The 11,905-nt window shown below is 39.8% G+C and carries 6 protein-coding genes; 3 read left to right on the top strand and 3 right to left on the bottom strand.

Annotated elements, in window-relative coordinates:
* Nucleotides 1-97: 97 nt before the first annotated feature.
* The 3 genes from E5342_RS05810 to E5342_RS05800 form a co-directional block, all read right to left on the bottom strand.
* The gene (locus tag E5342_RS05810; protein ID WP_008773826.1) at nt 98-1,618 is read right to left on the bottom strand and encodes a RagB/SusD family nutrient uptake outer membrane protein; all 1,521 of its coding nucleotides are present in this window, start codon (nt 1,616-1,618) and stop codon (nt 98-100) included.
* Nucleotides 1,619-1,642: 24 nt separating this feature from the next.
* Nucleotides 1,643-4,933, bottom strand: coding sequence for a TonB-dependent receptor (locus E5342_RS05805; RefSeq protein ID WP_210434960.1), 3,291 nt, complete (start codon nt 4,931-4,933; stop codon nt 1,643-1,645).
* A 253-nt stretch (nt 4,934-5,186) separates the two neighbouring features.
* Nucleotides 5,187-6,254 carry a FecR family protein gene (locus E5342_RS05800; RefSeq protein ID WP_135959011.1) on the bottom strand — a complete coding sequence of 356 codons (1,068 nt, stop codon included), beginning with the start codon at nt 6,252-6,254 and terminating at the stop codon, nt 5,187-5,189.
* Nucleotides 6,255-6,577: 323 nt separating this feature from the next.
* Between E5342_RS05800 and E5342_RS05795 the strand changes: the two genes are divergently transcribed.
* From E5342_RS05795 to E5342_RS05785, 3 genes are all read left to right on the top strand, one after another.
* The gene (locus tag E5342_RS05795) at nt 6,578-7,129 is read left to right on the top strand and encodes an RNA polymerase sigma-70 factor (protein ID WP_008773829.1); all 552 of its coding nucleotides are present in this window, start codon (nt 6,578-6,580) and stop codon (nt 7,127-7,129) included.
* A gap of 130 nt (nt 7,130-7,259) precedes the next feature.
* Nucleotides 7,260-10,079: a TonB-dependent receptor gene (locus E5342_RS05790; RefSeq protein WP_135959010.1), complete on the top strand. Its 2,820-nt coding sequence runs from the start codon at nt 7,260-7,262 to the stop codon at nt 10,077-10,079.
* A gap of 264 nt (nt 10,080-10,343) precedes the next feature.
* The gene (locus tag E5342_RS05785) at nt 10,344-11,903 is read left to right on the top strand and encodes a sensor histidine kinase (protein ID WP_135959009.1); all 1,560 of its coding nucleotides are present in this window, start codon (nt 10,344-10,346) and stop codon (nt 11,901-11,903) included.
* Nucleotides 11,904-11,905 lie beyond the last annotated feature (2 nt).

Below are 11,905 nucleotides of genomic sequence, written 5' to 3'. Positions count from 1 at the left end.
CCCTAGAGACCTTTCAGTTAACAAATAATGGTAAAGATAGTATTTCTATTCGTTCCGGAGAACAAAGCGCCTCCGGAACAAATTCATTTTTTACTAATCAATATCCCGTGTTTTGCTCAAGCAAAGAATTAATTTGAAGTTCACGATAAGGTATCGGGAACACTAATTTTTCTTTTGTTACCTGATAAGTTCTTTCTGTTAAATACGGATATAAAGACTTCATACGTTTTCCATATTCAGACATTACTTCTATAGCCTTTCCTGTACGGAGTAAATCCTGCCATCTATGACCTTCAAAAGCTAATTCATGCCGACGCTCTTTCGCGACAATATCAGCATTTACCATAGACAAAGCCTTTAATCCTGCTCGTTGGCGAACTTGATTTACGAATGTTACAGCTTCTCCCGCCTTACCTTGTTCTACCAAACATTCCGCAAGTAAAAGAAGAGCATCCGAATACCGATAAACAGGCCAATTATCATCCGTATTTTTCACTTTTGAATGAGCATGATGATATTTGTTGATAAAATAATAAGATATAGGATAGTCCTTAATTCCAAGATCCCCTACATTAAAAACTTTATCATATACAAAACGTCCATACTCATCATTATGTCCTGCTATTACAGAAACCGAAGGATCTACACGCAAGTCCCCCTCTTCATAAGAATCGACCATCTCCTGTGTGGGTATATTCCAGCCAGCATCGCTAAGTGTATTACTTGCGGGAACGCCTGTTATAATCTCAGCCTCACTTGTTCTCGGTATAAAATAATACAACCAGTTGCTTTCCTGTCCTTGATCCCCCTGTTGAAACTGGACTTCAAAAATAGATTCTTTGCTATTCTTATTCGAGGGTTCAAAGACTGACGCATAATTTGTTTGTAATTCATATCCCATCTTCAGTATTTCCCTTAATTGAGCTTCTGCTCCAACATAATCCCGAGAGGGCATTGTCATCAAGACATAGGCCAATAGCATACGTGCAGAACCTTGTGTAGCAGAACCATTTTGTGGAAAACTAACAACAGGAAGTTTAGCAACGGCATCATTTACATCACTCAAAATTATCTTGTAAACCTCCTCCTCAGAAGAACGAGCCAAAAACGCATCATTAACACCGATTACCTCATGTAAATATAAAGGAACTCCTCCAAAATACTGAACTAATTGAAAATAGTAATACCCTCTCAAAAACTTCGCTTGCCCTATTATATGATTTTTAAATTCTTCTGAAAATTCCATTCCCTCGATACGATCCAATATAGAGTTTACCCTAGAAATGCCAGAAAAACAGTTATAATACATATCATCAGTTACAATATTCTGCTCATCATTTGTAAAATCTGCCACTTCCTCATATTGACGTTGTGCCCTATCCGCCTCAAAGCGGATATAATGAGTATTATCGGCACGCATTTCGGACATTAATGTCCCATAAACGCCATGAACATCACGTAATCTTTGATATGCTCCATTAATGGCTTGCGTAAAATGCTCTTCCGTCTTAAAAAAAGTAGATTCACTTCCTGTATGCTGAGGTGCCAAATCTAAAAAATCACCAGAACAAGAGCTTAAAAACAAAGTAGTTATACATATACTTATTAACTTCTTCATAATTCATTTATTTTATACAGATTCTTAGAAAGTTATATTACACCCAATACTAAATGTTCTAGGAACTGGATAAGCCGTACGATCTACGCCTAATCCTCTCCAATCCATTCCATTTTGACTAACTTCTGGGCTAAGACCCGGATATTTCGTAAAAACGGCAAGTTGTTGGGCAGTCAAATACACACGAAGTTTTGATATATAATGATTAGGAGTAAATGGAATCGTATACCCCAAAGTAACATTTTTGATCGCCAAATATGAAGCGTCATACACTTGTCCACTATGCCCCAAACGGAATAACTCTGTAGTCCCTGATTTTGTACGCGGAACAATACCATTGCCCGGATTCTCCGGTGAACGCCATCTGTCTTGTACATATTTACGGACATTGAACACACCATCTAGATTTTCCGTATTCTCATAATTGGCATTCATTATATCTCCACCAATCTGACCTTGAAGTAATATACTCAAATCAAAATTCTTATATTGGAATTCATTAGTCATACCAAAAATAGCATCAGGAGTAGGATTTCCTATAATCGTCCTGTCATCAGCGTCAATTCTTTTATCATTATTTACGTCCACCATCCGAGCGGTTCCAATCTCTGATGTAGCATGTTTAGGTTGGGAATTTAATTCTTGTTCCGTCATGTATACTCCATCATAAATATACCCGAACAAAGCACCAATCGGTTGTCCAACTTCTAATCGATTAAAATCACCATAAGTCTCATATCCTCCAATCGGAGCATTTTCCGTACCTAATTTTAAGATTTTATTTCTGTTGAAAGAAACATTAAGATTAGTAGTCCATTTAAATTCATTTACAAGATTACGAGATGTAATGGTTATCTCATGCCCCCATATCTTGAAATCCCCCATATTGGATTGTATATCCCAAAAACCTGTAGCTGCAGGAATATCCGTTTGATACAACATTCCGTCCGTCCGTTTCAAATAATAATCATACATCACAAAAATACGATCATTCAAGAAACCAAGATCAATACCCAAATCCAGCTGTTTTGTCTCTTCCCAAGTTAATTCATTATTCCTCAGGCTTTCCAAAGCTTTACCCGGTGCTAAAGCTCCCCCTAAAACATAATTTGCCTTAGCAACCCGAGCTAGATAATTATAATTGTCAATATTATAATTACCAGTCAAACCATAGCTCGCACGGACCTTCAAATAATTCAATATTTGAGACATCGGCTGCATAAATGCCTCGTCAGAGGCAATCCATCCTGCAGAGACTGAAGGAAAATTCGCATATTTATTTCCTGAGCCAAAACGAGAACAACCATCACGACGGAAAGTTACTTGCAACAAATATCTATCCTTAAAGCTATAGTTAGCCCTTCCAATGAAAGAAGCCATCGCCCATTGTTGCATCGTACTAGTTCCATTTTTAGTAGCCGCAGCATCAATCCAAGAGATATCATCATCTGGAAAATCTGTTCCTGACAAATCTGAACCTTCCCACGTATATTTTTGTGCAGTATAGCCAATCAAAGCATCTATACTATGATCTTTAATTGTCTTATTATACATCAACATGTTTTCAACCGTCCAGTTATAATAGAAGCCCGTATTAAAATTAGCTGTTGCCTTCTGAGGGGGTGCAATATTAAAAGCACCTCCTGCAGTGGATGGAGTAAAGTCACGTAAATTATTCGATCCAATATCTACTCCAGCTTGAAATTTATACTTGATGCCATTCCAAATATCCAGCTCCGCAAACATATTGCTCAAAACCGTTATCGTTTTCCTCTGATCAATCTTTTCATCTAATACCCGTCGCCAGTTTGGCTGTGGAAACATATTAGGCGCATTCAAAGCCAAAACATAATCTCCATTTGCATCATAAGGACTTAACAATGGAGAAGCTAATGTAGCGGCACTCAGCAAATTACGTTGTCCGTCAATCGTTTGATTTTTTGCCAATTGTAATGTCGGAGCTATATTCAAGCCTAATTTCAAACGATCATTCACTTGATAATCATTATTCGCACGAAGAGAGAAACGCTCAAAATTAGTATTATACAAAACACCATCTTGACGGAAGTAACCTAAGACAATCGCAGAATTGAATTTATCCTTACTTGCCGAAATACTTAAGCTATAATTTTGAACAGGAGCCGAATGAGTTAATTCTTTATACCAGTTCGTACCTTCCCCATATTGCTCTGGATGTTGATAAGCCTCTGGGACACCTTCCGTATAGCCTTCATATTTAGCCTTGTCCTCATAAAATTCTTTTTGGAATTGAGCAAATTCACGTGCGTTCATTACATCTGGCTCTTTTAATCCCCGGATCGATTGTATTCCATACGAAGCATTTAAGCTCACTTCCGTCCGACCTTGTTTTCCTCGTTTCGTGGTAATCAAGACAACTCCATTTGCGGCTCTCGAACCATACAGAGAAGTTGCCGCAGCATCTTTCAATATAGAGAAAGATTCTATTTCATCCGGATTGATATTATTTAACCCGGTTGATATCGGTAGTCCATCCACCACAAACAATGGTTCATTACCTCCATTTATAGAGGCAGCTCCACGAATACGGAATGCCATACCTTGACCCGGCATTCCTGAAACTTGATTGATCTGCACACCTGCAACTTGCCCTTGCAATTTTTGCCCGAGCTGCCCTACCGGTATACTTGATAATTCGTCCGCATTGACCTTAGAAACAGATCCAGTCAAGTCTCTCTTCTTTTGTGTACCATAGCTCACGACAACCACTTCATCCAACGATTGCATATCCTCAGACAACGTAGCGTTCACAACAGAATTATTCCCTACTAATACATCTTTAGAAACATACCCGATATATGAAAACACCAATATAGCTCCAGAAGGAACATCAATACTATAGTTTCCGCCAATATCTGTAATCGTCCCATTTGTAGTTCCCTTTTCAATAACGTTCACACCGATTATAGCTTCACCTCTGCTATCCGTTACTTTACCTGTCACCTTACGACCATCTTGAGCTGTACTCTTGGAGTCCGCAACTGTAAGTATAACGTCTTTATCGACCACCTTGTAAAGAATATTTGTATCTTTAAAGATTTGATTTAGGACAGAAAAAAGATCTTGTCCTTTAACATTCACCGATATCCTACGATTGACATCAACTAGTTTACTATTATAAAAGAAATGAAAATCGGTTTGCTTCTCCAAAGTTTCCAAAACATCAGAAACAGTAGTCTCTGATAGATCTAGAGATAATACATTTCTTTGGGCTTGTGACTGATTGGCAAATACAAATCCAATAGATAAACAAAGCAACAAACAGGTTAACTTCATGGTTCTTGCGACTTTGGGAACCAACCCTAGGGTAGGAATATGCCTTCCCTGTTGGTAATAATAATTTTTTACCATACTTTTGTAACTGATTTAAGATTAAAAAAATAAATTCTTTAGTACTGTTTAAAGACTTACTATTGATGATTTCATACGGAAAGATGCTGGTAGCATCTCTCCGTATGTTTTTTAATAGAGTCTGAAGGTTCTATTCTCTCATAAGCAATACATTTAAGGTTAAACTTCTATTTTAATTTCACTCATTTCCTTTTTTCTTTCTCAATATAACCATTGTACTTTGGGAACCTTGGCTGTCATCCGTCATAGCTTGTTTGATCTCATAGTCTATCCGTGAAGAAATCTTCAAATAATCCAAAACTTGAGATAATTGTTTATTCTCAAATGTTCCATTAAAGTAATAGCTATTAATCACTGGATCTTGTATTTCAAATTTGACATTATAAAAATAAGATAATCTCTTTAGTACTTGAGGTAGAGGCATATTCTTAAACATAAGTTTCCCTTCCATCCAAGCTGTCTCATAAATCGTATTTACTTTCGTTATTGAGATCTTTCCTTCATTTATATCACAAACAGCCTTCTCTGAAGGTTTTAATTTCCATTTATAAATCTTCCCTATCTTGTTTTTCACTTCTACATTCACTGAACCTTTTACTAAAGTTGTCGATATCTGACCTTCACTTTCATATGCTTGCATATTAAATTCCGTCCCCAATACCCTCACGTTATATCGATCACCGAAAGCACTAACAATAAAAGGCTGTTTTTCGTTATGAGTAACTTTAAAATAAGCTTCTCCCGATAAACATACTTTCCTCTCTTTGGAATCGTATGGCATTGGATAGGACAGGCTACTTCCTGAATTTAAATACACGACTGTGCCATCTGGTAAATTAAAATGAGTACGTATCCCCGCATTGGCTTCAAGCGTTATATGCTGAGGAGCACCGGCACTCAAACCTACCCTTATATATGAGATTAAGCTTGATAGTCCAATGATAGCAATTATACAAGCCGCAGCGACAGAGAACCTCTTCAGCCAATATAAACGGGTCCGTTTTGCTAATCGTTGTTCCAGCTTTTCGTAGGCAATCAATGGATTTCGGCTAGCGATCCGTTCCATCGCATTGTTCGCATAATATATACGGGCGGTCTGTAATAAGATCCTCTTATTATTTTCATCCGCTTCCAGCCAAGCTTCAATATAAGATTTTTCCTCATTGGAAGCTGTGTCCTTTATATACCGTAAAAGCATCATACCTTCCGGCTCTTGGAAATTAATATGTCTATTTTCAGTTTTCATTCTTATCTGTTTCTATAACTAAGACAATCCTGAAAGAACACACCCTTAACTAAAAAGCAATTTTTTTCAACTTTCTCATTTTTAGTCCAAGGTAACCGCATCAATTTTTTTTACGGAAGACCGTTAGACTTTTACTACTTACTTTCCCATAGGATATATACTTTATCAGTAAAGTAAGTAGTACTTCATCGGTAAAGTAAGTATATCTTGCGATAAGGATGTCCTAAAAGTGATATTTCGATGCGGTTACCCTAATTTTAATCTTGAATATCCAAGATAAAATATATCTTTGCTTACAGAAAAGAAAGGATGAAGAAGGTGCTATGGATGATTCTACTTTAATTGAACAAATACAATTAGGAAGTAAAGACGCTTTTAAACAGATGTTTATCAAATTTTATTCGCCGCTATGCGAATATGCTTCCCAATATGTTTCTGATGAGGATGCCGAAGAACTTATTCAGGAGCTAATGTTATTTATATGGGAAAACCGAAATTCCTTATTTGTAGAGATATCCCTAAAATCCTATCTTTTTATGGCTGTTAAGCATCGTTGCCTCAATGCGATCAAAAGGCAATTGTATCATGAGCGAGTACATAGCCTGATTTATGATAAGATTAAAGATCAATTTGAGAATCCTGATACCTATTTCGTAAACGAGCTTACAGAGAATATCACGAAAGCGATCGAAGAATTGCCTGAGAATTACCGGGAGACATTTAAACTTAGCCGATTCGGAGAGCAATCTAATCCCCAAATCGCAGAGGCCTTGGGGGTTTCTATAAAAACCGTGGAATACCGGATTACACAATCCTTGAAAATATTGCGGGTTAAGTTGAAGGACTATTTACCTTTTATAATGTTCTTGTTCTAAGAATACTCTCCATAAATCCAAAGGCCTGCACGATTGTTAATAATATCAAATCCATAAAAGTTATATTAAACTATTTTGAGTGAACCTTGTCTATCTTTTCATAATTGTAAACAATGTAATCCATATAGTTATGAAATCGGGAAAGTGCCTTTTGATGTTGTTGATGATCCTTTTTTCACCGATGGCTTTCGCACAGCAAAGCGGTGTTAATGTTACCGGATCTGTCGTTGAGCAAGGTAGTGATACCCCCATCGAGCAAGCAACGGTACGATTGCTGAACGTAAAAGACAGTGCCATGGTACGAGGTGTGGTGAGCGCCCGTAATGGTAGTTTTACCTTGAAAAACGTAAAGAAAGGAAGTTATTTACTACACATCACATTCATCGGATACGATCCATTGTACCAACCCTTGCAAATCACCGGAAAGAAAAATCCCGTAAACGTAGGTAAACTCGAATTAAGCGACGGAGCGATCGAGTTGGGAGAAGCCGTAGTTATAGGTAAGGCACCCGAGGTTACCGTTCGCAACGACACTGTGGAATACAACGCGGATTCTTATAAAGTAACCGAAGGCTCCGTTTTGGAGGATTTATTGAAAAAGATGCCCGGTGTGGAGGTAGATGGCGAAGGCAAGATCACCGTCAATGGAAAAGAGGTGAAAAAGGTAATGGTGGACGGAAAGGAGTTCTTCTCCGATGACCCGAAAGTGGCCTCCAAGAATCTTCCGGCCAAGATGATCGATAAATTACAGGTACTTGATAAGAAAAGCGATATGGCCCAAATGACCGGCTTCGACGATGGAGAGGAAGAGACCGTCATCAACCTAACCGTGAAACCCGGCATGAAGCAAGGTTGGTTTGGCAACGCATATGGCGGATACGGAAGTAAAGATCGGTATGAAGGCAACGCCATGGTCAATCGTTTCGTGAATAATGACCAGATCACGTTCATGGGGGGAGCGAATAACACGAATAATATGGGCTTTTCCGATCTAGCCTCAACAATGTTCTCCGGTATGGGAGGCGGTGGAGGCCGACGAGGAGGTTTCGGAGCGGGTAGCGGTATCACCTCTTCCGGAAACGCCGGTTTGAACTTCAGTAAGGAATTCAAGCCGGATAAACTAACTCTTGGGGGAAATACTCGTTATTCCCATTCCGACAATGACGCTCGCAGCAAGAGTAATCGGCAGAATATCCTTCCCGGAGATAGTTCCTCCTATGATAATAGCGAGGCGATGAGCCGTACGAAGAGCGATAACTTTGGCGTAGACTTTCGCTTGGAATGGAAACCGGATACGATGACTCAACTTATCTTCCGCCCGAGTTTCAGCTTCAGCCACAGCATGAACGACAATTTCAGTGATGCTACCACCTTGGATAACGAACGGGATACGGTCAATACCAACAAATCCAGCAATTACTCGGAAAGTAACGGGTACAACCTAAATGCCAGCATCGATTTCAGCCGTAAGTTGAATAACAAAGGACGCGTGTTCAGCGCAACCCTTTCCGGAGGCAATAGCGATTCGTACAGTGACGGCATGAACCGTTCCGACATCGTTTATTTCAACCAGACTGATGCCTTGAAGAATAGCATTATCGACCAGCGCTCACGTTACGACAACAAAGGTTTCAATTACCGGGCCTACGTATCGTGGGTAGAACCGATCGGGCATAATAATTTCATCCAAGCCACTTATAGCATCAGCCAACGGAAACAAGAAGCCTTGAAGAATGTTTACAACCAAGACGCTGATGGTATATATAATGTATTAGATTCCGCCTATAGCCAAAGCTATCGCAATAACTTTATCAGCCAGCGGGCCAGCTTGAGCTTCAAGTCTCAACGGGCAAAGTTCAACTACACGATCGGCTTGAATCTGGACCCATCCTATTCCAGCAGTGAGAATTTCGTTGGCGACACGACCTTATCCAAGATAACCCGTAAGGTGGTCAACCTCTCCCCGATGGCTCAATTCAACTATATGTTCGATAAGCGTACGAATCTTCGTATCATGTATAATGGCCGTACCAGCCAACCGAGCATGACTCAATTACAACCGGTAGCGGATATCTCGGACCCGACGAATATCACGATCGGTAACCCAGATTTGAATCCCCGCTATACGAACAACGTATTTATTCGTTTCCAACAGTTCACGCCGGAGAAACAACGGGCCTTCATGATCATGGCAAACGGTAGTTATATCATCAACGATATCGTAAGTTATACCTCTTATAACCAAGAGACAGGTGTAAAGACCACCACTTACAAAAACGTAAATGGCAACTATAGTGGCAACGTCCGTATGATGTTGAACACCCCCTTGAAGAATAAGAAATTCTCCATCAACTCCATGACAATGGCCTCGTTCGCTAATAGCAACGGATATATCAACGAGGAGAAGAATACGAACCGGAATCTCATATTGTCCGAACGTGGTGGTATCGACTTCCGCTCCTCTTATCTGGATCTGGGCGTAAACGGGAATATTCGTTACAATGCCACCAGCAACTCCCTGCAAAAGGAGAATAACCAGAACACCTTCAATTACGGAGCCGGCGGTTATACGACAATCTATTTGCCCCTCAATTTCAAGATAGAGAGTGACGTGAACTGGTCTACCAACGCTGGCTACGGGGACGGATTCAAACAGAACGAAGTCCTATGGAACGCTTCAGCCTCCAAGTCTTTCTTAAAGAATAACCAAGGGACGCTCCGTTTCAAGATCTACGACATCCTGCAACAACGAAGCAATATCTCCCGTTCCGTTACCGCTAGCTATATACAAGACTCAGAATATAACACGCTAGGCAGTTATTTCATGGTACACTTCATCTATCGGTTTAGCATCTTCAAAGGCGGAGCCAGTGCCAGCGACGTGAAAACGCCGGGTAGAAGCGGACGGGGAAGAGGTCCGATGGGTCCTCCTCCGGGACATCGATTTTAATCCCCTAAGTGGAGACTTTATAAAGTCCGGGCGCAACAAAGAACGCACCGGACTTGTTTTTACTTAGGATAATATATAAAAAACTTAGGATAAAATAACGCTAACTAGCACATTAACAGCGGAGTTTCAATGCTTAGCTAGCATACATCCTCTATGCCCACAAAGTATTATTAACATTTTAAACGGATTATTTTTACCTTTTTTGTGTAAATATTAAACTAAAACATACGTTATTTGTTGCAATATTAAGAGAAAGATATTGATATGAGGAAGTCGACAATTTGGTTGCTTGCGGTAGTTATGGCTTTTGCCTTCGCCGGGTTATTATACCTACAGGTAAACTATGTGAGCATTATACTTAAGACACGCAGCGAACAGTTCAATGAGACTGTCAAAAGAAGCCTGCGCCAAGTATCTAAGAATCTGGAATTGGATGAGACCCGTAAATACCTCGAGGATGATATCAACCGGGATGAGACAAATTTCATGTATCAAAATGCCCCGGATGCCCAAAGCCTAGGACAAGTGATCAACCATGAGAAATACCAATTACAGATCAAGGATTCTAATGGAACCGTTCAACAAATAGAGATGCAAAGTTTTAGCGCCCATAAGTTCGAGCCGCTCTCTTCCTTGTCAAAACGGCAGTCTGCCAACAGCATCGTAAACACATCTAAAGATTTACAGAAGACACTAAAAAGACGTTACCAGTACCAAGGTGGACTGATAGAGGAGGTGATTTACAACATCTTATACACCGCGAATCTAAAGCCGATCGAGGAACGTATAGATTTTAAAAAGCTAAACAATTACTTAAAAACAGAATTTATTAACAACGGTTTGAACTTGCCGTTTGTGTTTTCTGTTATTAACAAAGATGGAAATGTAGTATACCAGAGCGGAGAATTCCAAAAGCAACCGATCGCCTCTGACGTGATCACCCAAGTGCTTTTCCCGAACGATCCCCCATCGAAACTAAACTACCTGAGAGTTTATTTTCCGACGAAAGGGGATTATATCTCAAGCTCTATTACTTTCATCGTTCCATCGGTTATATTCTCATTGATCCTGTTGATAACCTTCGTCTTCACGATTTACATCGTATTCCGTCAGAAGAAGTTATCCGAGATGAAAAACGACTTTATCAACAACATGACGCACGAGTTGAAGACACCGGTATCCACGATCTCGCTCGCTGCTCAGATGTTGAAGGATTCGGATATAACGAAGAGTCCGGACGTATTCAAGCATATATCCGGCGTAATCAACGACGAGACGAAGCGATTGAGCTTCTTGGTCGAGAAAGTGCTACAGATGTCTTTGTTCGAACGACAGAAAGCGGCACTTAAATTGAAAGAAATTGATGCGAATGATTTGGTAGCGAACGTGGCTAACACCTTCGTTTTAAAGGTCGAGAAGTACGGCGGTACAATGGATATAGACCTGCAAGCTACGGAATCGGATATATATGTGGATGAAATGCATATCACCAATGTATTGTTCAACTTGATGGATAATGCGGTTAAATATCGCCGTCCGGAAGTTCCGCTTACATTGATGGCACGCACTTGGAATGAAAACGGAAAGCTTTTGATCTCTGTGGAAGATAATGGTATCGGTATCAAGAAAGAATATTTAAAAAAGGTATTCGACCGTTTCTTCCGTGTACCAACAGGCAACGTACATGACGTGAAAGGCTTCGGTCTCGGACTTGCTTACGTACGCAAAATTATTGAGGACCACAAAGGTACGATCCGTGCTGAAGGTGGTACCGGAAACATTGGAACAAAATTTATTATTACTTTACCTCTTATAAAAAGTTAGTT

The sequence above is a fragment of the Parabacteroides distasonis genome (assembly GCF_004793765.1).
Classification (GTDB): Bacteria; Bacteroidota; Bacteroidia; order Bacteroidales; family Tannerellaceae; genus Parabacteroides; species Parabacteroides distasonis_A.
The sequence above is the reverse complement of the archived record's forward strand: the minus strand, read 5'-3'. Positions and strand labels throughout refer to the sequence as shown.